Below are 21,568 nucleotides of genomic sequence, written 5' to 3'. Positions count from 1 at the left end.
GACTGTCGCTGACGATGTCGACCATCAGGTCAGTCTGCCTGTCCAGCCTAATCCCATCCCGCACGACCATAAACACCCCAGTGAGCGGCTAGCGTTCTTTATATGCAGTTCTATGGAACAACGCCCAGTCATGATTTGACCTATTCCGACGTGTTTTTGGTGCCTGGACAGTCGGCGGTCACCAGCCGTTTGGATGTGTCGCTGGCACCCAACGACGGCACCGGCGCCACGATTCCGATCGTGTCGGCGAATATGAACTCGGTCACCGGGCCGCGTCTGGCCGCCGCGCTCGCGCGGCGCGGCGGACTCGGAGTGCTGCCGCAGGACATGCCGTTGCAGGATCTGGATGCGGCCATCCGCTGGGTTAAAGACCAATCGGTTCGTTTCGACACGCCGTTCGTATTTGCCCCGGACGACACCGTCGAGATGGCGTTGCGGCAGGTTCCGGCCGTTCCCGGCCAGGGACTTGTGATTCATGCCGGTAATGGGGATTATCTCGGTTGCATCGTCGCCAGCCGGCTTGCGACGGCGCTGCCCGACGCTCGCCTCGGCGATCTGTTGCACGGTGAACTGACCGCGCTCGACGCCGACGATGTCGAGGGGCCGCGCCGCGCTTTCGATCTGATGACCGAGGCCGACATTGACTTCGCCCCGGTGCTGCACCACGGCCTTGTGGTGGGAACCCTCAGCCGCAAGAGCGCCCTGCGCTCCACCCTGTATCAGCCCACCCTCGATGCGCGGGGGCGACTCAAGGTCGCTGCCGCGATCGGCATCAACGGCGACGTCGCCGCAAAGGCTCGCGCGCTCGCCGCGGCCGGCGTTGACATTCTCGTGATCGACACCGCGCACGGGCACCAGTCCGGCATGTTGCGTGCTCTCGGCATCGTCGCGGACCTGAACCTCGGACTGCCGATTGTGGCCGGCAACGTGGTGACCAAGGATGCGGTGCGCGACCTCGTCGGTGCCGGCGCCACAATCGTCAAGGTCGGGGTCGGTCCGGGGGCCATGTGCACCACCCGCATGATGACCGCCGTTGGACGGCCCCAGTTCTCGGCCGTGCTCGAAACGGCCACCGCAGCCCGCGAACTGGGCGCTCACGTCTGGGCCGATGGCGGGGTGCGCTACCCGCGAGACGTGGCCCTCGCGCTCGCCGCCGGTGCGGCATCCGTCATGATCGGTTCCTGGTTCGCCGGCACCGCCGAAGCTCCCGGAACACTGAATACGGATGCCCGTGGCGCGCTCTACAAGGAAAGCTGGGGAATGGCCTCGACCAAGGCGGTACAGGCCCGGTTCGAGCGCCTCGACGCCTACGACCTTGCCCGCAAGACCCTGTTCGCGGAGGGGATCTCCAGCTCGAAGATTTACCTTGACCCGCTGCGGCCGTCGATCGAGGACCTGCTCGACATGATTACCTCGGGGGTGCGCTCCTCGTTCACCTACGCCGGGGCAACTACCGTCGCCGATTTTCATACCAAGGCGCTCGTGGGTATTCAGTCGGCGGCCGGCTACGAAGAGGGCAAGGCGCTGCCCGTCTCCTGGTAGCGCGCCCACCGGAAATCAGGCAGGTGCGCCCGGTATACTCGGTGGAATAATGGATGACCCTCCCACCGCTAAACCTGATTCTCATAAACCCTCGCCCGTAGCCGCCGGCGGTGAAGTCCTTGTCTGAGCTGATCATGCTCGGTTTCGGCCTCATCCTGACCGTCGGGACGGGCCTCTTCGTCGCCAGTGAATTCGCCCTGGTAAATCTTGACCGCGCCGACCTCGAAGCGCGACGCGATCGTGGGGAACCCCGCCTCGTCCTCACCATCGCCGCGCTGAAAATCACCTCGACGCACCTGTCGAGCGCTCAGCTCGGAATCACCCTCACGACGCTGCTGACCGGTTACACGATCGAACCGGCCCTGTCGTCGTTGCTGCGTGGCCCATTGACGGCGGTCGGATTGCCCATCGACCTTGTTCCGGCCTTCGGCACCACGATCGCTATCGTGGCGGCGACCCTCGTATCGATGGTGATCGGTGAGCTGGTTCCCAAGAACTTCGCACTCGCCCTGCCGATTCAGACCGCTCGCTTGGTGATTCCCTTCCAAACCGTGTTCACCACGGTGTTCAAACCGGCCGTGCTCGTGCTCAACAACAGCGCAAACGGCATGTTGCGTGCGGTCGGTATCGAACCGAAGGAGGAACTTTCCGGAGCGCGCACCGCCGAGGAGCTGTCCTCGCTCGTGCGCCGTTCGGCCAGTGCCGGACTGCTCGAGGAAGACACCGCAACCCTGCTGCACCGAACGCTGCTGTTCTCCGGGCACACTGCGTCCGACGTGATGACGCCGCGCCCGCGCGTGGCGAGCATCCATCGCACCGATTCGGCGCAGGCCGTGATCGACCTCACCCGCTCCACCGGTTACTCGCGTTTTCCGGTCGTTGACGAAAGCGTCGATGACGTCGTGGGCGTCGTGCACATCAAGCAGGCCGTGGCCGTGCCGCGTGCCCGCCGAGCGGATGTTCCGGTGTCAGCCCTGCAGACCGACCCCGTGCGGGTACCGGAAACCATGAAGCTCGACGACCTGCTCGGTGAGCTGCGTGGCCGTGGCTACCAGATGGCGATCGTCGTTGACGAGTACGGCGGCACCGCCGGTGTCGTCACCCTGGAAGACCTCGTCGAGGAACTGGTCGGTGAGGTTGCCGACGAGCACGACCGGGCCCGCGCCGGCGTGGTGCGGTCACCCGATTCGCTGACCTTTCCGGGCATGCTGCGCCCCGACGAGCTGCTCGAACGTACCAAGGTCGTCGTGCCGGAGCAGGGTCCGTACGAGACCGTGGCTGGTTTTGTGATGAGCGAGCTGGGCCGGCTGCCGGTGCTCGGCGATCGCGTGCCGGTCAACGGCGGATTCCTCACCGTGGAACGGCTCGAGGGGCGCCGCATCGACCGACTGCGGTTCACCCCCGAGGCCGCTCCCGAACCAGCACTGTCTGTTGAAATCAAATCCGATCGAAAGAAGGTGAGCGACAAATGAGCGACTGGGCCGGACTTGCCTGGTTGGTCGTGCTTCTCGCGGCCAACGCCTTCTTCGTCGGAGCGGAATTTGCCGTCATCTCGGCCCGCCGCTCCCAGATCGAACCGCTTGCCGAAGCCGGAAAGCGTAGTGCCAAGACCGCGCTGTGGGCGATGGAACACGCAACGCTCATGCTCGCGACCTCCCAGCTGGGCATCACGGTGTGTTCGCTGCTCATTTTGAACGTGTCCGAGCCGGCGATTCACCACCTGCTCGAGGCTCCGCTGGGCCTGACCGGGCTGCCCGACCCGGTGATCGGCACGATCGCCTTCGTTGTGGCGCTGCTGCTGGTCTCCTACCTGCACGTCGTGTTCGGCGAGATGGTGCCGAAGAACCTGTCGTTCTCGGTTCCGGACCGTGCTGTTCTGCTGCTCGCGCCGCCGCTCGTGTTCGTCGCACGCGTCTTCAAACCGCTCATTGTCGCCCTCAACGCGCTCGCCAACGGCGTGTTGCGCCTGTTCGGGGTGCAGCCCAAGAACGAGGCGACGAGCGCGTACACGCTCGACGAGGTCGCCACGATCGTCTCGCAGTCCACCCGTGAGGGCGTGCTGAGCGATGGGACCGGCGCCCTCAGCGCGGCATTCGAGTTCACCAACCGCAAGGTGCGCGACGTGGCCGTTGGCCTCGGCGCCCTGGTCAGCCTGCCCGAGTCGGCCACGCCGGCCGATGTCGAGAAGGCCGTCACCCGTCACGGATTTTCCCGTTACGTTCTCGCCGACGCCGAGGGCCACCTCACCGGGTACGTGCACCTGAAGGACGTGCTCGACCTCGATGTTGCATCGGCTGCGGTGGGCACCGGAACGCTGAGTGCACCGGACAGCTATGCGGGGCGGATCCCGGCCAAGCGCATCCGTACCCTGATTTCTATTTTCGAAGACACCGACCTCGAGGACGCCCTCGCCACTATGCGCCGCTCCGGTGCGCACCTCGCGCGGTCGTTCACCGCCGAGGGCGAGACCACCGGCGTGCTCTTCCTGGAGGACATCATCGAGGAGCTGGTCGGCGAAGTACAAGACGCCACCCGCCGCGACTAGCACGCGCCGCGTCGGCCGCGAAACCCGCGGCTGGCGCAGGGCTGACGCAGGGCTGGCACAGGCACCCGAACCGAGCACACCGGGTTCCAGCGCCGAACAAAACGACCTATCGTGGAGGCATGGTGAAACCGCGCGGCTGGCTCGAATGGGAGGCCGAACAGGCCCGCGACTGGATCTACCGGCCCCAGGCCGATGACGACAAGTATTCCCGCGGCGTGCTCGGGGTGCGCACCGGTTCCAAGGACTACCCCGGTGCCGCCGTGCTCGGCGTCGAGGCGGCCGTGCGCACCGGCCTCGGCATGGTGCGCTACCTCGGACCGCGTCGAGCCGAGACGCTCGTTCTCCAGCGCCGACCCGAGATCGTGACCGTACCCGGCCGCGTGCAGGCCTGGCTGCTGGGCTCCGGAATCAACGCCGGCACCCGAACGGATGCCACCACCGCGCACCTCGACCTCGCCCTCGCCGAGGGACTACCCACGGTGCTGGACGCGGGCGCCCTCGACCTGGTCTCGCACGGGATCGGACCGACCGTGATCACACCGCACGCCGGCGAACTGGCCGTGATGCTCGCCGATGAAGCCAAGCCGGGTTCCGCCTCGCAGATTGCCGCGAACCCGGGCGAGTGGGCGATTCGCGCCGCGCGCCTGTTCGACGTGACGGTGTTGCTCAAGGGGGCCGTCACCCACGTGGCCTCGCCGGCAGGAGCCCTGCTGACCGTGTCGACCGGGCCGGCCTGGCTCGCCACGGCCGGGTCGGGCGACGTTCTCGGCGGCATTCTCGGTGCGCTCCTGGCCACCCATGCTGACCAGCTCGAAGCGGATGCCGCCTCCCTCGCCCCGCTCGCCGCGACCGCCGCGTTCCTGCACGCCGAAGCCGCCAAACTGGCCTCCCGCGGCGGCCCGATCGCGGCCCTGGACGTGGCCGAGACCGTGCCGCGCGTTGTCGCCGCGCTTCTGGACCACGGGATCGATCCCGGCCCCCGCCCGACCCGCTAGCAGGGAGAAACGCGGTCTCAGCGGGCGGAGTACATTCGCTCGCCTGGCTGTGGCAAAGTAAAGCGTGCGAATTCACGACAAGATCCGGCCAGCGGGCCGCTGGAGCCTGCGGCAACCGCGGCATCCGCTGACCGCCCTGTGGTCGGCATTCGTGCTCGTGCACCTGTTGCTGATCGGCTTGGCCCTGTTCGGCCCGGGCTATCCGCTCGGCGATGTGGAGGGCGTCTATCGCGGCTGGGCCGCGAACGCCGGCCTGGGCAGCATCGTGGGAATCACGGAGGACTTCGTCTACCCGGTGCTGGCCCTCGTGCCGGTGGTCGCCGCGTACGCGCTCGGCGGCCCGGCGTACCTCGGCACCTGGTTCGCGCTGGTGTGTGCGTTGAACGCCGGGGCCTTCTACGTGCTCCTGCGCCACCGCTCGCAGTGGGCCGTGGCGCGGTGGTGGCTGCTGTTTCTGGCCCTGCTCGGCCCGATCGCACTCGTGCGCATCGACTCCGTTACGGTGCCAGTGTGCATCGTGGCCCTGCTCTGGTTACGGCGCCGGCCGCTCTGCGGCACGGTGCTGCTCACGATCGCAACCTGGATCAAAATCTGGCCCGTTGCGGCGCTCGCCGCCCTGTTTGTGGCATCGAAACAGCGCTGGCACATCCTCGGGGTCGCCGCAGCCGCGACCGCCGCGGTCGTCGCCGTGGCCGCGACGCTCAGCCTGAGCCGAGGCAGCGGCCTGCACGTGTTGAGTTTTGTGGGCGAACAGGCGGGCCGGGGGATCCAAATCGAATCGCCCGTGGCCGTGCCGTGGCTGTGGCAGGCTGCGTTCGGCGTGCCCGGCAGTTTTGTCTACTACGACCGGCAGATTCTCACGTTTCAGGTCGCCGGTGCCGGCACCAGCGCGCTGAGCGCCGCAATGACCCCGTTGTTGGCGCTGGCCGCCGCTATGGTGCTCCTGCTCGGCGTGCGCGCCCAGCGACGCGGCGCCGGCTGGTTGGCGGTCCTGCCGCCGCTGACGCTCGCGTTGACGGCGACCCTGATCGCGTTCAACAAGGTCGGTTCGCCGCAGTTCATCAGCTGGTTCGCCGCACCGCTCATCCTGGGACTCGTGCTGAACGGTCGGGCCTGGCGCATGCCGGCGCTGCTCGGGCTGGTGCTCGCCGCGCTCACGCAGATCATCTACCCCACCCTGTACGACTGGGTCCTCGTGGCCAACCCGATTTTGGTGTTCGTGCTCAGCCTGCGCAACCTGCTCGAATTCGTGCTGCTCGGCTGGGCGTTGCACTCCCTGTATCGCCTCACCGGAGCACCGTCTGACTCGACACCGTCTGACTCGACACCGTCTGACTCGACACCGTCTGACTCGACACCGTCTGCTTCAGCCGGCCCCACCACTCATGCCATCGACCACCACACCTAAGGAACCCACATGCTCGTAGCATTTTCTGTCGCCCCGTCCGTCGCCGCTGACTCGCAGGGATCCGTGCACGACGCGGTCGCTGCCGCGGTGCGCATCGTGCGTGAATCCGGTCTGCCGAACCACACCGATTCCATGTTCACCACCATCGAGGGCGACTGGGACGAGGTCTTTGCCTTGATCAAGGCGGCGACGGAGGCGGTGGGCGCTTTCGGACCGCGCGTTTCCCTCGTGCTGAAGGCTGACATCCGTCCCGGCCATACCGGAGAGCTGACTGGCAAGCTCGAGCGCCTGGAAACCGCCCTCGACGCCTAGACAGCCCGCGCGAGCAGGCTGGCGCCTATGCTCGCTCCAGCGGTCGGGTGGAGGTGCGGCGGCGCGGGAATTGCGCCAGTGCGCGGGAGTTCCGGCCTGGCCGGTACCCCCGCGCCACGCGTCCCGCGGGAGCTGCGCCAGTGCGCGGGAGTTGCGCCTCGCGCGCACCGGCGCAACTCCCGCGCCGCAAGTTCGTCGCGATTGACCGCCGTGAACGCGAGGGGCCACGCTCGGTGAGAGGTCGGTGGGGCGCCGCATCCGCTGATCAAGTTTCCCGACGTGGCCGTCGACCCACGCCAGCGTGTGCGCGGCAAGCGGGCAGGCAGGCAGGCAAGCGGGCAAGTGGGCAGGCAGGCAGGCAGGCAGGCAGGCAGGCAGGCAGGCGGGCAGGCAGGCAGGCAGGCGGGCAAGCGGGCAGGCAGGCGGGCAGGCGGGCAGGCAGGCAGGCAGGCAGGCAAGCGGGCAGGCGAGCATCGCTCACTCAACGCGAACCGACGAATTCAGGCTTAGGCTTATTGCATGCCCCTGACTCCTGACGGGTCGACGCAACTGTCGTCGACCCGAATTCGTTTTGCCCTGCTCGCCCTCGCCCTGGGCGGGTTCGGCATCGGCGCGACCGAATTCGTCGCCATGGGGCTGTTGCCGAACCTCGCCGCCGACCTGCTTCCGGGCCTGTACGCCAGCGCCCCGGATGCCGCCAACGCGAAAGCCGGCTGGCTTATCTCGGCCTACGCCCTCGGTGTCGTCGTCGGAGCACCGACAATCGCCGCTTCCGCCGCTCGCTGGCCCCGCAAACAGCTGCTGCTCGCCCTGCTGACCGCGTTCACGCTCGGTACCGTCGCCTCGGCGCTGCTGCCCACCTTCGAGACCGTGCTTGCCGCCCGGTTCATCGCCGGACTCCCGCACGGCGCCTACTTCGGCATTGCATCGCTCGTGGCCGCACACCTGATGGGTCCCGGCAAACGGGCCCGCGGCATCGCCATCGTGCTGAGTGGGCTGACCATCTCCAACGTCATCGGGGTGCCCACGATCACCTGGATCGGTCAGACCAGCGGGTGGCGCGTGGCCTACCTCGTCGTGGCCGCAATTTTCGCCCTCACCTTCGTGGCCGTCGCCCTTCTGGTGCCGTTCCAGGACGGCAATCCCAAGGCCACCATGCGCGCCGAGTTGCGGGCCTTCCGCAGCCTGCAGGTGTGGATGACGTTGTCGATTGGAGCGATCGGGTTCGGCGGTCTGTTCGCCGTGTACACCTACGTGGCGCCGCTCGTGATGGAGATCACCGGACTGGACGCCGCGGCGGTCCCGCTCATTCTGGTCGTCGTCGGGCTCGGGATGACCGTCGGCAACTTTGCCGGGGGAGCACTGGCCGACTGGAGCGTGCGCCGCACGATGTACCTCTCCTTCGGCGTGCTCATCATCGCGCTGGTCACCCTCGGCCTGTCGGCGCAGTTCCTGGCCGGGCTGCTCGTGGGCATGTTCCTGGTCGGCGCCGCGGCATCCGCGCTGTCACCGACCATTCAGGCCCGGCTGATGGATGTTGCGCACGAGAGCCAATCCCTCGCCGCCGCGCTCAACCATTCCGCACTCAACGTCGGTAACGCGCTCGGCGCGGCCCTGGGCGGCGTCGCCATCGCGGCGGGCCTGGGTTATCTCGCCCCGGTCTGGATCGGCGTGGGGCTCAGCGCGATCGGCGTGCTGCTGACGCTGAGCACCTTCAACATCGATCGTCGGCGCCGCCTGAACGGCCGGCACGTCCCCTACGGTACGCAGCTCAACCCGGTCATCCGCCAGCGTTAACGCAGTTGACCGGCTCCCAAAAAGGTGGCCGGTCGGTGAAGCGGATGCTGCGGTCTAGTCGGTCTGTAGCAGGATGCCGTCGTGGATGGCACGCTTGCGCAGCGCCACCTTGGTTCCCACATCGTAACCGGCCAGACGGTACTTCTCGCGAATGCGCTTGAGATAGCTTTTGGCGGTCTCCTCGGAGATGCCGAGCTGGTAGGCGACGGCCTTCACCGGTTCGCCGGCACCGTAGAGCGCCATGACCCGACGTTCCTGGGCGCTGAGGCGGGGGCCCTCAACGTTCTCGGTGGAGTTGAGCGCATAGTCGAGCTCAGCCGAGATATACGACTTGCCGTTGTACGCGGCGCGAATGGCGTCGACGATCATGCTGGCCTCCTCGCTCTTCACGAGGTAGCCGAGCGCGCCAGCAGCGAGCGCTTCACGCACGAGGGCCGGTTCGGAATAGGTGCTCATCAGCACGGTCTTCACGCCCGTGGTCTTGAGCGTGGAAATCTTCAGGGACACCGGAATGTTGTCTTTGAGATCGAGGTCGAGCAGCACGACATCCACCGGAAACTCGGGATGCGTCAGCAACTCGGGCCAGGTGGTCACCGCCGCCACCATCTCGATGTCGTCAGCGGCGCTCCGGATCCACTCAGTGAGCGCACCCAAAAGCATCCTGTGGTCATCAACAAGGGCCAAACGGATGGGACGGTCTGTTGTCGTCATTTTCTGCCTCCTACTGCCTGCACCCTATCGTCAATATCCCCAATGCTAGGCATCCGTGGGATTGTCAACGCTGCACTCGATGTCTACCCGCAAGCTTCCAGCTTTATTTGAGTCCACGTGCGGGCCGACCGCACGAATTGCCTGCCACGTTTCGGGATCGACACGCCGTCGGGCTACCCCCGTTGTGGTCAATTCAATGGGAAATCGCACCTTGCGATGCGGCCCAGCCCCATGTGTGGGGGCAATCGGTCCAAGCCGCAGGGAAACGGATGCCCCGGACCGCGCCGTGTCCCCAATCAATAGCCAAATCGTTAGCAACAGTCCATCACGTTGCGGTGGCGACAACAGCCCGGCCAAGCCGTTCGGATCGCTCAGCGCGACGACGGGGCCGAGAAATTCGCTCTCGGTCACGGCATGATGCAGCCAGGTTTCGGTGCGGCCTTCAATCAGGTGATGCCGCAGTTGGGTGGCCAGCGAGGCGGCCGTTGTCGCTGTGGACGGTGCCAGCGGCAGTGCGGTGCGGCCCTGCGCCACATCGTCGAGCAGGGTCTCCGCATCGAGGTCGAGTCGGGCGAGCTGCTCGGAGGCGAGCATCCCGACCGCGAACCGCGGCTGCGATACCGTGCTCTGCACCAAAACGAGGTCGAGTTCGCGCTGCACCATGCGCCGGAAGGCCTGAACGATGCTGGCACCGACCAACGGGGGCGCGACCGTGAGCGAGATGGAAAGGATGTACGGGCCGAGAGCGAGCAGATCGTCGTGCGTTTCCAACAGCGCCGCCACGCTCATGGCCAAACCGAGGGCGATGGTCGCCATGGTGATTTCGCCGGTCTCCCGTAGCGTCACGATCGACAGCAGAAAAGCGCCCACGGCGGGTGCTGCGGTGGGAAAATCCCCCGTACCGGCCACCCCCCACGATCCGGCCAGATCCAGCGCCACGACCGCTGTGCAGGCGCCGAGGGCCGCCACAAACAGCCAGAGCGGCAGGCGGGATGCCAATTTGTGCACCACGAGGTTCACGGTCACCGCGGTGGCCAGCAGAATCGCCCAAGCGAGGAGGCTCAGCACCGGTACATTCGTCGGGTCCCACTGCAGAAGCAGCCGCACGAGCAAGAACAACGCGATGCAGGCGCCGCTGATGCTCATGCCGATACCGAGGTGACGCGCACCCAATCCGTTCTGGTCCGAGCGGAAAACTGTGATCCGGCCGTCGCCGCGCAGAATCGTGTTCGGAAACCGCAGCGGCGAGAGGTCACCCCGCGTTCTCCGGTTAGCGGATGCCGGCGGCCAGCTGCGTTCGGATGGGCCACCGAGCAGACGGGCGCCGACGCCACGTGACCGCGGCTGGATCGGGATGGGGGCGGTATCGCTGAGGGGGCTCACTTGGGAACCTCCAACACAACCGTCGTTCCAGAGCCGGGCGAGGAGAACAGACGGGCATTGCCGCCGACATCCCGCAGCCGGGCGACGACCGATTCGGCCACTCCCAGCCGTTCGGAACCGACCTGACCGAGGTCGAAGCCGACCCCGGTGTCGGTGACCATGGCGCGAACGGTGGTGTCGTCATCCGTTATCGTCACGTCAGCCTCGTCAACCCCGGAATGACGGCGCACGTTTTCGAGACATTCCGAGAGGGCGAGCAGGAAAGAATCCAGCACGTTGCTGTACAACTGCACCTGGCCGCTGCCGTGCCAGTGCACCGTGAGTCCCAGTCGTTCAAAACGTTGGCGCACGGCGTCGAGGGTGTCGCCGAGGGTGAGCACCGTTGCCGGCTCGAGATTGTATCCGCCGGAACGGCGCGGGGTGGGCAGACCGCCGAGGCGCAACTGACGCAGCAGTCGGGCGTCGTCGCCGGCCTGTTTTTGCAGGGCGGCCGGGCTCACCCCCACACCGGAGTGGGCCAGCAGGGTGAGGGTCGCCAGCACGGTGTCGTGCAGTAGCCGGGCATCCTGTCGGCGCTGGGCTTCCAGCTCGCTCGCGTGCCGTTCGGCGCGGTGTGCGCGCCCGATCGCTGCGATGCGGTGCATCACCCGTGGCACGCTCTGTGCGATCCACCAGGATACGAGGGTGAAGGCCACCCACATGCTGACCGTGAGGACCAGCATGACCGTGCGATCGGGTGCATCAACGGTCACCACGGTCACGCTCGTGAAGATGAGACCGAAGAACAAGGCGAGCAGAAGCACCCGGCGCGGGCTGGTCAGGAGCACTGCGGCCACCGCGCACACGGGGGCAGTCGAGACCGTTCCGATGATGCTCTCCTCAATCAGGTTCATCGAAACGCCCACGGGCCGGTTCAGTCCGACAAGTAAAATGATTGCCATACCGCTGAGCACGATCACCACGGCCCAACGCAGGGCACCGGTGTTGCCGAGCAGGTATTGAGCAGCGGCCAGGACGAGCACGAGCGCGGTCGCCCAGAGGCGGGTATCGTCGGCGATTCCGCCGGGCACGAGAAGGCACGCCAGTGCCGTGACCGATCCGCTCAATCCGGCCGCCTGTACCGCTCTTCGAAGGAGGCGGTCGCGCTCCCTGAGAATGCGTTGCATGGGTGCCTGTCCGGTTGGAAATGAACGTGTCTTACCAGCACCATACCGGGCGGGACTCCTGCGGGTTCGCCCTAGTGCAGCACCCGCCGAATTTGGGCACCGATCGCTTCGTTCTCAATGAGAAAGCCGTCGTGACCATATCCGGATTTCAAGACCACCGCGGTGGGGCCGTCGATATTGTTCCCCAGGTGGGCGGCGATCGTGCGCTGGCCATCGACTGGAAACAAGCGGTCGCTGTCAATTCCCACGACAACCGAGCGTGCGGTCACCCGGCCGAGGGCTTCGGCTACACCGCCACGATCGCGCCCGATGTCGTGGGAGTTCATCGCTTCGACGAGCACGATGTAGCTGTTGGCATCGAAGCGTCGGGTGAATTTATTGCCGTGAAAGTCGAGGTACGATTCCACGGCGAAGCGGCCGTTGGCGCCGAGCGGACTGATGCCGCTTTGCCAGCCGCGGTCGAACCGGGTGTTCAGCTCGGCCGGGCTTCGGTAGTTTAACAGGGCCATACGCCGGGCGAGGGCCAGTCCGCGGGTCGGGCCGTCGCCATCCGCTTCGTCGTAGTAGTCGCCGGCGTGAAAGGCAGGGTCGGTGCGAATGGCCTCGATCTGCACCGAGTTGAGGCCGATCTGGTCGGCGGTAGTGACGGGCGGTGCGGCCAGAATGATCAGGCGTTCCACCCGGTCGGGTGTCTCGACGGCCCATTCGAGGGCATGCATGCCGCCCATGGAGCCGCCGATGATGGCGGCCCAGCGGCCGATTCCCAGCCGGTCGCTGAAGACGCGCTGGGCGTTCACCTGGTCGCGAATGGTCAGGTAGGGAAAGCGGATGCCCCACTCGAGTCCGTCGGGCGCGAGCGAGGCCGGCCCGGTGCTGCCCTGACAGCCGCCGAGCATGTTCGGGGCGACGACGAACCACACGTCGGTGTCGACGGCGAGGCCGGGACCGACGATGCCGTCCCACCAGCCGCCGGTGTCCTGCTCGAGTCCGGGCGTTCCGGCCACGTGGCTGTCACCGGTGAGGGCGTGCAGTACGAGAACGGCGTTGTCGCCGGCCGCGTTGAGGGTGCCCCAGGTTTCGTAGGCGAGGCGGGCCGTCGGCAGACTGCCACCGCCCTCGAAGGTGAGGGGGCCGAGCAGGGCGAAGAGTCGGTGTTCGACCGGGTCTCCGTCACGCCAGGCGCCGGTCGCCGGAGGCTTGCCAAGCACCGAGCGCGCCTGGGCTTCGGTGATGAAGCTCGACGGGACCGTGTCTGCTGAAGATTGCCATTCCATACACGTCCATTGTGGCGGTTGATTGGAGCGCCCGGGCGCATGTTACGTAATGCGCCCGGGCGGAGCCGGCCGGAAGCAACTTCCGGCCGGTACGATCGTGCCAGACGACCGGCGTGCTTTAGGCGTCGGCGCGATCGCGCTTGACGACGGCGCGGGCGGCGGCCAGGCCGGCCTCCAGGTCGGCTTTCAGGTCCACGACGTTCTCGATGCCGACGGAGAGGCGCACCAGGCCGGGGGTGACTCCGGCGGTGAGCTGCTGCTCGGGGGTGAGCTGGGCGTGCGTGGTCGACGCCGGGTGAATCACCAGGGAGCGCACATCGCCGATGTTGGCGAGATGGCTGAACAGGCTCAGGTTGTCGACGAGGGCGCGGCCGGCCGCGACACCACCCTTGAGTTCGAACGAGAGCACGGCACCGACGCCGAGCGGCGCGTACTTGTTGGCAGCCGCGTACCAGGGGCTCGAGGGCAGTCCGGCGTAGTTCACCGATGCGATGTCGTCGTGGTTGTCGAGCCACTCAGCAATGTCCTGGGCGTTCTGAACATGGCGTTCGATGCGCAGGCTGAGCGTCTCAATGCCCTGGATGAGCTGCCAGGCGCTCGCCGGGGCGATGGCCGACCCCAGGTCGCGCAGCAGCTGCACGCGGGCCTTCACGACGAAGGCAAGGCCGTCGCCGACCGCGGTCGTGTAGCTTGCCCCGTGGTACGACGGGTCGGGTTCGGTCAAACCAGGGAACTTTTCCACGTTCTTGGACCACTCGAATTTGCCGCCGTCGACGAGCACGCCACCGATGATGGTGCCGTGGCCGCCGAGGAACTTCGTCGCGGAGTGCACGATGATGTCGGCGCCGTGCTCAAACGGGCGAATCAGGTAGGGAGTAGCAATGGTGTTGTCGACGACGAGCGGAATGCCGGCGGCGTGGGCGACATCCGCGACCAGTGCGATGTCGAGCACGTTGATGCGCGGGTTGCCGATGGTCTCGGCGAAGAACAGCTTGGTGTTCGGGCGTACCGCGCGCTCCCACTCGGCGGCGTCGTCCTGGTCCTCAACGAAGGTCACGTCGATGCCGAGCTTGGCCAGGGTGTACTTGAACAGGTTGTAGGTGCCGCCATAGATCGAGCTCGACGACACAATATGGTCACCGGCCTGCGCAATGTTCAATACCGCAAAAGTGGATGCTGACTGTCCGCTGGACAGCAACAGCGCGGCCGTTCCGCCCTCGAGGGCAGCGACGCGCTCTTCGACGACAGCCTGGGTGGGGTTCTGGATGCGGGTGTAGATATTGCCGAACTCGGCCAGAGCGAACAGATTCTGGGCGTGCTCGGCGCTGTTGAACACATAGGACGTGGTCTGGTAGATCGGCGTTGCCCGCGCGTTGGTCACCGGATCGGGCCGGGCGCCGGAGTGGACCTGCTTGGTTTCAAACTTCCACGATGAAGAATTGTCGGTCACGATAGCCTCCGGCTCACACGGCGCGGACTTTCCAACGCTCTGCTCCCGAGCCTAAGGATGCCCGAATGGCCGTGCAAGGGCCGGCGCAACACGGCGTCATCTGGTTTCGTCAGGGCGTGCCGGTAGCTACTTGCGATCGTGGTGTGGCAACACGATAGTTCCGGTCGGCGTCGCCGCGGTCGGCCGGAACAGCCATCGCGCCTGCGGCTCGATCAACGGGCGGAACAGCCGCCGCACGGCGGGCAACGACAGCACGACCGAGGTCATCACGCTCAGCGCAATCATCGCCGGCAGCACCCAGGCCGGCTGCGGGCCGTCCAGAACCCCCGATTCGCGCAGCGGATACAACACGAAGGTGTGCATCAGATAGACGTACATCGTGGCACCGCCGAGGCTGGAGAACCAGGTGGTGCGCCGGGGAATGAGTATCAAGAAGGCCACAATGAGCGCGAAAGCGAGCACCATGACCGCCAAACGGATGCCGCCGGCCCAGAACTCGGAATAGTCGAACGTGGCGTATGACTCGTCGTACAGCAAAAATTGTCGCACCTGCAGGGCGCGCAGGGTCTCGATATTGAGCGCGATGAGCAGGTAGAGCGCGGCGAACAGCCCGATCGCTCCCGCCCGCCAGCGCCACACCAGCCCCGCGCGCAGGTCCAGCCAGGTATCGGTCAGCAGCCACTGCCGCAGCTTCCAGCCGAACACGAAGAACGGCAGGAGCCCGAGGGTACGGGCCAGCGTGAACGTTCCGTCGATCGACGAGATGTAGCCGGCGCCGATGGAGATCATGATGCTGATCGTGAGGGGATAGCGCAGCAGGACGAGGTACGGCAGGGCGATACGCCACACCAGCAACGCGAGCAAAAACCACAGGGTCCAGCTCGCGGTCGAGTAATCGAGCACGAATTTGCCGCCGAGAATCCAGCGCAGAACCGTCCAGATCGTTTCGAAAATGACGTACGGAAGGACCAGGTCGGTGAGCAGCCGGTGCATCTGTTTCGCGCCGGGCGGTCCCGATTTCGCAAAATAGCCACTCACGGCAACGAAGACCGGAACGTGGAAGGCATAGATGAACAGGTACATCGTGTACGCGGTATCCGCTTCACCGATGAGTTTAAGAATGGCGTGCCCGACCACGACGAGGGTGATCGCGATCCAGCGTGCGTTGTCCCAGAGGGGAACGCGACGCTTCGTCGTGGGAGTGGAGGTTGTGCCCAGTGCGCTCATTGAACCCATTCTCCCGGCACAATGGAGAAATGAGTACTCGACGAGTTGTGGTTACCGGCGCAAGTTCAGGAATCGGCCGCGCGAGCGTGCGCCTCTTCCGTGAGCACGGGTGGGATGTGGTCGGTGTCGCCCGGCGTGCCGATCGCCTGGCCGCCCTGCAGGCAGAAACCGGCGCGGACGTCTTCACCGCTGACCTCACCGTGCAAGCGGATGTTGACGCGTTGCGCGACTACCTGGCCGAAACCGGTCCGATACACGCCCTGGTCAACAACGCCGGCGGCGCGAAGGGACTCGATACCGTCGAGGCCGGCAGCATCGAGGACTGGGCCTGGATGTTTGAGATCAACGTGCTCGCCGTCAAGCGGGTCACCACGGCTATCCTGCCGCTGCTGCGCGCCGGCATCGATTCGGGAGCCGGGTCGGCCGACATCGTCACCGTGACTTCCATCGCGGGGCACGTGGCTTATCTGGGCGGTGGCGGCTACAACGCGGCCAAGTTCGCCGCGCACGCCATGACCGAGGTGCTGCGGCTGGAACTGTCGGGGGAGCCGATTCGAGTGATCGAGATCGCGCCGGGCATGGTGAAGACGGATGAGTTCGGTCTGGTTCGTTTCAACGGTGACGCCGACAAGGCCTTTGCGGCCTACGACAATGTGCCCGACCCGCTCTCGGCCGAGGATATCGCCGAGACCATCGTGTCGAGCGTGGAACGGCCGGCGCACGTGAACCTCGACCTGATCGTGATCAAGCCGGTAGCCCAGGCGGCGCCGACGCGCATCGCCCGTGGGGAACTCAAGATGCGCGAGTAACTACCGGTCCGGTCCGCGGCCCGCGTCGGGTCTCCCGCGCAACGCGATGCGCGGGACCTGCGCCGGTGCGCGGGAGTTCCGCCTCCCGCGCACCGGCGCAACTCGCGCGCACCGTGAAGCCATAGCAGAGAACGGGCCGGTCGGAATCGTGAGATCCTGACCGGCCCGTTCGTTGTGGGTGGTGGGAGTTAGTGCTCCACAGCCTTTTCGGCGCCGTGACCGGTGAGCGAACGCACCGACATCTCGGCGGCGAGCTTCGGGCTTTCCTTCACGGTGCTGGTGACCGATCCGAGCCAGCCGAGCAAGAAGCCGAGCGGGATGGAGATGATGCCGGGGTTGCTGAGCGGGAAGAACGCGAAGTTCACGTCAGCACCGAACATGGAGGTCTCCGTGCCGGAGAAGACCGGCGAGAAGACGATCAGGAGAATGGCCGATGCCAATCCGCCGTACATGCTCCAGACCGCGCCCCGGGTGGTGAAGCCACGCCAGAACAGGGAGTAGAGAATGGTGGGCAGGTTGGCGCTCGCCGCGACGGCGAAGGCCAGTGCCACGAGGAAGGCGATGTTCTGCCCCTGCACACCGATACCACCGGCGATGGCAAGGACCCCGATCACGATGACGGTGCGGCGGGCGACCTTGACCTCGTCGTCGGGGTTTCCCTTGCCCTTCTTGATTACGGAGCCGTAGATGTCGTGCGCGAAGCTCGTGGCCGCCGTGATGGTGATGCCGGCCACCACGGCCAGGATCGTCGCGAAGGCGATGGCCGAGATGAAGCCGAGCAACAGCGGACCGCCGAGGGCCAGCGCGAGCAGCGGCGCTGCGGAGTTCACGCCACCCGGAGCGGCGAGAACGGTGTCAGCACCGACGAGGGAGGCCGCGCCGAAACCGAGCACCAGGGTGAAGATGTAGAACGCACCGATGAGCCAGATGGCCCAGACCACCGAGCGACGAGCCTCTTTGGCGGTGGGAACCGTGTAGAAACGCATGAGCACGTGCGGCAGGCCGGCGGTTCCGAGCACCAGAGCGAGGGCGAGGGAGATGAAGTCGAGCGGGTTGCTGCCGTATTTCAGGCCCGGAGCCAGGATCGCGTCGGCCGGAACGGAGGTCGACACGGCGACGGCGCTGTCCAGCAGTGCCGACAGGTTGAAGCCGTTCAGGGCGAGAACCCAGATGCTCATCGCGAGCGCACCCAGGATGAGCAGGAACGCCTTGACGATCTGCACCCAGGTGGTGCCCTTCATGCCACCGACCAGAACGTAGACGATCATCAGCGCGCCGACAACGGTGACCACGATGGACTGGCCGAGCTTGTCGTTGATGCCGAGCAGCAGCGAGACGAGTCCGCCGGCTCCGGCCATCTGGGCGAGCAGGTAGAAGAAGCAGACGGCCAGCGTGGTCGTCGCCGCGGCGACACGCACGGGGCCCTGCTTCAACCGGAAGGAGAGCACGTCGGCCATGGTGAATTTACCGGTGTTGCGCATGAGCTCCGCAACGAGCAGCAGGGCCACGAGCCAAGCGACGAGGAACCCGATCGAGTACATGAATCCGTCGTACCCGCTAATGGCGATCGCACCGACGATTCCCAGGAACGACGCCGCCGAGAGATAGTCACCGGCGATGGCGAACCCGTTTTGCGGTCCGGTGAAGGAACGACCACCGGTGTAGTAATCCGCGGCGGACTTGTTGTTGCGGCCGGAGCGGATCACGATCACCAGTGTGATCGCGACGAAAGCCAGGAAGATCGAGATGTTCAGCACCGGGTTGTTCTCAACCGGTTTGACCAGGGTGGCCAGGGAGTGCAGTGCATTCATCGCTGTTCCATCCGCTCGAGTTCAAGTCGAAGTTCTTCGGTGCGGGGGTCGATCTTGCGGTTCGCAAAGGTCACGTAGCTCATCGTGATGGCAAATGTCGTCACGAACTGGCCGAGACCCAGCAGCAAGCCCAGGTTGATTCGGCCGACGACCGGCGTTGCCATGAATTCGGGCAGGTAGGCCGCGGCAAGCACATAGGCGAAGTACCAGACCAGAAAGAAGATGGCCAGCGGCACGACGAACGAGTTGCGGGTGCGCTTCAATTCCCGAAAACGCGGAGTCTTTTCAAACGCCTCGTAATCGATGGTGGACTTCGGTGGGGCGTCTTTCACTGCTTCACTCATGGGGCCTCCTTGCCTCAGGGACGAAAAATACCGGTCGTGGAAAAACTTGAGGGTGCATGGTCTGGGTACAGAGTGGTCTGGACCGAATCAGGAAACGGCGGACAGTGCCCGTTTCAGATCGTCAAGAACGGTGGGGTCTTCGATGGTGGGCGGAACGGAATATTCTTCACCGTCGACTATTTGCCGAATAGTTTTGCGAAGAATCTTGCCCGACCGCGTTTTGGGCAGTCGGTCGAGTATGGTGACGTCGCGAAACGCTGCGACCGGGCCGACATGCTCCCGGACGAGGGCGACGAGTTCTGCGGCGAGAACGTCGTGGTCGACGGTGCTGCCGGCTTTGAGGGTGACGAATCCCGCAGCGCGCTGACCTTTGAGGGGATCGTGCACGCCGAGCACCGCGCACTCGGCGACGGCGGGATGCAGCGTAAGGACTTCTTCGAGTGAACCGGTCGACAGCCGGTGCCCGGCCACGTTGATGACGTCGTCGGTGCGCCCCATTACGAACAGGTAGCCGTCGGCGTCGAAATGACCGGAGTCTCCGGTGGCGTAGTAGCCGGGAAAGGCCAGGAGGTAGGAACTGCTGAATCGCTCAGCACTGCCCCACACCCCGAGCAGGGTGCCGGGCGGCAACGGAAGCCGAATGGCGATGTTGCCGTCCTTGCCCACCTTAGTGATCGGCTTGCCCTTGGAATCCAGAATCGCGATGTCATACCCGGGCACCGGCACGGTGGCCGAGCCCGGCTTGGTCGGTAATTCTTCAATGCCGAGCAGGTTGGCACAGATCGCCCAGCCGGTCTCGGTCTGCCACCAGTGGTCAACGACCGGGCAGTGCAACCCGTTGTTGGCCCAGTGGAAGGTTTCGGGGTCGAGGCGTTCGCCGGCGAGAAACAGGCTGGTCAGGCTCGATACGTCGTGGTTGCTCAGCTCGCGCAGCTCGGGGTCGACCCGGCGAATGGCACGAATGGCGGTCGGCGCGGTGAACAACACCTTGACTTTGTAGTCGTCGACAACTCGCCAGAAGGCACCGGCGTCGGGCGTTCCAATGGGTTTCCCCTCGTAAATAACCGTGGTCGCCCCGGCCAGAAGGGGGGCGTAGACAATGTAGGAGTGTCCAACCACCCAGCCCACATCGGATGCCGCCCAATAGACGTCGCCCGGTCCCACGTCGTACACGTTGCGCATCGACCAGTTGAGGGCCACCGCGTGACCGCCGTTGTCGCGGATAATGCCCTTGGGCTTACCGGTCGTGCCGGAGGTATAGAGAATGTAGAGCGGGTCATCGGAGCGCACAGCAACCGGGTCGGCCGGTGCGGCTTTCGCTTCCTCGTCGGCCCAATCCAGCCACTGGGCATCCGTCTCGGAACGGTTGGGGTAGTCGGCCGCGGAACCGGGAACGGAATCGCGGTTGCGCACGATAACCGTGTGCACCGAACCCTGGCTCAACGCCAAAGCCTTCTCGACCAGCGGCAGGTATCCCACCGTGCGGCCCGGTTCCATACCACCGGATGCCGTGACGATGACACTGGGACGGGCATCGTCAATGCGCACGGCCAGTTCGGTGGCGGCAAATCCGCCGAAGACGACCGAGTGCACCGCGCCGATGCGCGCGCAGGCGAGCATTGCCACGACCGCTTCAGGAATCATCGGCAGGTAGATGATGACGCGGTCGCCGATGCCGACGCCGTTGGCGCGGAGGGCGCCGGCAAACTTGGCGACGCGGCCGAGCAGATCCAGATAGCTCAGCTGAATGCGGGTTCCGGTCATGGCGGAGTCGTAGATCAACGCGGTGTGGGAGCCGCGACCGGCCAAAACATGACGATCGAGGGCGTTGTAGCTCGTGTTGAGTGTGCCTCCGGGAAACCAGCTACCGGTTGCTGCGCCATCCGCGGCCAGGGCGCTCGTCGGCTGGGTGATCCAGTCGATGCCCGCGGCGGCCTCCAACCAGAACTCCTCCGGCGACGAAATGCTGCGTCGCCAAGCCTCCCGGTAGCCCCCGCCTGATTCGCCGTTCATGTCTGCCTTCCCCATCGAAGCTCTTCTGTATACAAAGAGTGGTTGAAGTATTGCATAGAACCCATCAATGTGGAATAGAATGACTCTTGTGTATACAGAAACCGCGATGTTGGGGTTAGACGTTCCGCTTCGAGCCAGTGAGCGGGCGTACCGTCAGCTGCGCGGGGAAATTCTCGATGGCGTGCTCGCCCCGGGGACTGCGCTGCTGGAAGTTGAACAGGCGGAGCGGATCGGCGTCTCCCGCACTCCACTGCGCGAAGCGGTGGCCCGATTGATCGCCGACGGCCTCGTTGTGGGGCGTCGCGGGCGCGGTTTCGAAGTGACCGAAATCTCGGTCGACAGCATCTCCGAGTTGTACGAACTCCGTCAAGCCCTCGAGGTGCAAGCCATTCGCCTGGCCGCGACCCGGCGCGATCCCGCACCGTTTATTGCGCTCCGTGAGGAGTTTCGCACCGCCCCGGGCTTGCTGGATCAAGGCGATATCGGCGTGCGCCGTTACTACGTGCTCATCGACGAACTCGAAGACGCCATCGACCTTGCCGTCGAAAACCCCTTTCTCGTCGGCGCCCTGCGCGCCGTTCGCACCCACTTGGCCCGTATCCGCCGGTTGGCCCGGAGAAATCCGCTGCGACTTCTCGCCGCAGCGGCCGAGCACCTGCTGATTATCGACGCCATCATTGCCGGCGACCCGTCGCTGGCTGCCCATGCCACCCATATTCATCTTCACCAAAGCCTCGTGAGCGTCCTTGCGGCGATCGACGAGGAACCGGCACTGTAGTCG

Annotated in this window: 18 protein-coding genes; 9 read left to right on the top strand and 9 right to left on the bottom strand. The window is 65.7% G+C overall.

The window, feature by feature from the left end; genetic code table 11:
* The first annotated feature begins 102 nt into the window (after positions 1–102).
* The 7 genes from guaB1 to QMK22_RS11035 all read left to right on the top strand — a co-directional run bounded on the left by guaB1 (position 103) and on the right by QMK22_RS11035 (position 8,599).
* Positions 103–1,542 (top strand): GMP reductase, encoded by a 1,440-nt coding sequence (guaB1, locus tag QMK22_RS11065; protein ID WP_283497699.1) that lies wholly within the window; start codon positions 103–105, stop codon positions 1,540–1,542.
* 134 nt (positions 1,543–1,676) lie between these two features.
* Positions 1,677–3,014 (top strand): hemolysin family protein, encoded by a 1,338-nt coding sequence (locus QMK22_RS11060; RefSeq protein WP_283497730.1) that lies wholly within the window; start codon positions 1,677–1,679, stop codon positions 3,012–3,014.
* On the top strand, positions 3,011–4,087 hold the full coding sequence (locus QMK22_RS11055; protein ID WP_283497698.1) for a hemolysin family protein: 1,077 nt from the start codon (positions 3,011–3,013) through the stop codon (positions 4,085–4,087). Before QMK22_RS11060 ends, QMK22_RS11055 begins: the two co-directional genes overlap by 4 nt.
* 119 nt (positions 4,088–4,206) lie before the next feature.
* The gene (locus QMK22_RS11050; protein WP_283497697.1) at positions 4,207–5,082 is read left to right on the top strand and encodes an ADP-dependent NAD(P)H-hydrate dehydratase; all 876 of its coding nucleotides are present in this window, start codon (positions 4,207–4,209) and stop codon (positions 5,080–5,082) included.
* 64 nt (positions 5,083–5,146) lie between these two features.
* Entirely contained in the window at positions 5,147–6,490 is a 1,344-nt protein-coding gene (locus tag QMK22_RS11045; protein WP_283497696.1) for a glycosyltransferase 87 family protein, read from the top strand.
* A 9-nt stretch (positions 6,491–6,499) separates the two neighbouring features.
* Positions 6,500–6,802, top strand: coding sequence for a thiamine-binding protein (locus tag QMK22_RS11040; RefSeq protein WP_283497695.1), 303 nt, complete (start codon positions 6,500–6,502; stop codon positions 6,800–6,802).
* Between the two features lie 519 nt (positions 6,803–7,321).
* Complete coding sequence (locus tag QMK22_RS11035; RefSeq protein ID WP_283497694.1) at positions 7,322–8,599, top strand: MFS transporter; 1,278 nt, start codon at positions 7,322–7,324, stop codon at positions 8,597–8,599.
* Positions 8,600–8,653: 54 nt separating this feature from the next.
* Here QMK22_RS11035 and QMK22_RS11030 read toward each other — a convergent pair whose 3' ends face one another.
* The 6 genes from QMK22_RS11030 to QMK22_RS11005 all read right to left on the bottom strand — a co-directional run bounded on the left by QMK22_RS11030 (position 8,654) and on the right by QMK22_RS11005 (position 15,810).
* A complete protein-coding gene (locus QMK22_RS11030; RefSeq protein WP_092111590.1) occupies positions 8,654–9,310 on the bottom strand; it encodes a response regulator transcription factor in 657 nt (218 codons plus the stop codon).
* A 45-nt stretch (positions 9,311–9,355) separates the two neighbouring features.
* Complete coding sequence (locus tag QMK22_RS11025) at positions 9,356–10,693, bottom strand: hypothetical protein (RefSeq protein WP_283497693.1); 1,338 nt, start codon at positions 10,691–10,693, stop codon at positions 9,356–9,358.
* On the bottom strand, positions 10,690–11,799 hold the full coding sequence (locus QMK22_RS11020) for a sensor histidine kinase (RefSeq protein WP_283497692.1): 1,110 nt from the start codon (positions 11,797–11,799) through the stop codon (positions 10,690–10,692). Before QMK22_RS11020 ends, QMK22_RS11025 begins: the two co-directional genes overlap by 4 nt.
* A gap of 131 nt (positions 11,800–11,930) precedes the next feature.
* Entirely contained in the window at positions 11,931–13,133 is a 1,203-nt protein-coding gene (metX, locus tag QMK22_RS11015) for a homoserine O-acetyltransferase MetX (RefSeq protein WP_283497691.1), read from the bottom strand.
* Positions 13,134–13,251: 118 nt separating this feature from the next.
* Positions 13,252–14,583, bottom strand: a complete 1,332-nt coding sequence (locus QMK22_RS11010) for a bifunctional o-acetylhomoserine/o-acetylserine sulfhydrylase (protein WP_283497690.1) — start codon at positions 14,581–14,583, stop codon at positions 13,252–13,254.
* A 126-nt stretch (positions 14,584–14,709) separates the two neighbouring features.
* Positions 14,710–15,810, bottom strand: coding sequence for an acyltransferase family protein (locus QMK22_RS11005; RefSeq protein WP_283497689.1), 1,101 nt, complete (start codon positions 15,808–15,810; stop codon positions 14,710–14,712).
* A gap of 29 nt (positions 15,811–15,839) precedes the next feature.
* Between QMK22_RS11005 and QMK22_RS11000 the strand changes: the two genes are divergently transcribed.
* Positions 15,840–16,619 (top strand): SDR family NAD(P)-dependent oxidoreductase, encoded by a 780-nt coding sequence (locus QMK22_RS11000; protein WP_283497688.1) that lies wholly within the window; start codon positions 15,840–15,842, stop codon positions 16,617–16,619.
* 188 nt (positions 16,620–16,807) lie between these two features.
* On the opposite strand, the gene QMK22_RS10995 is transcribed toward QMK22_RS11000, so the two are convergent.
* From QMK22_RS10995 to QMK22_RS10985, 3 genes are all read right to left on the bottom strand, one after another.
* Entirely contained in the window at positions 16,808–18,430 is a 1,623-nt protein-coding gene (locus tag QMK22_RS10995) for a monocarboxylic acid transporter (RefSeq protein WP_283497687.1), read from the bottom strand.
* Entirely contained in the window at positions 18,427–18,774 is a 348-nt protein-coding gene (locus QMK22_RS10990) for a DUF485 domain-containing protein (RefSeq protein ID WP_283497686.1), read from the bottom strand. Before QMK22_RS10990 ends, QMK22_RS10995 begins: the two co-directional genes overlap by 4 nt.
* A gap of 87 nt (positions 18,775–18,861) precedes the next feature.
* Entirely contained in the window at positions 18,862–20,787 is a 1,926-nt protein-coding gene (locus QMK22_RS10985; protein ID WP_283497685.1) for an AMP-binding protein, read from the bottom strand.
* An 88-nt stretch (positions 20,788–20,875) separates the two neighbouring features.
* On the opposite strand from QMK22_RS10985, the gene QMK22_RS10980 reads away from it, so the two are divergent.
* Positions 20,876–21,565: a GntR family transcriptional regulator gene (locus QMK22_RS10980; RefSeq protein ID WP_502857518.1), complete on the top strand. Its 690-nt coding sequence runs from the start codon at positions 20,876–20,878 to the stop codon at positions 21,563–21,565.
* Positions 21,566–21,568: the final 3 nt, after the last annotated feature.

This window comes from Cryobacterium sp. PH29-G1, from assembly GCF_030063365.1.
In the GTDB taxonomy this organism is placed as follows: Bacteria; Actinomycetota; Actinomycetes; order Actinomycetales; family Microbacteriaceae; genus Cryobacterium.
This window is presented reverse-complemented; position numbering and strand designations above follow the sequence as displayed.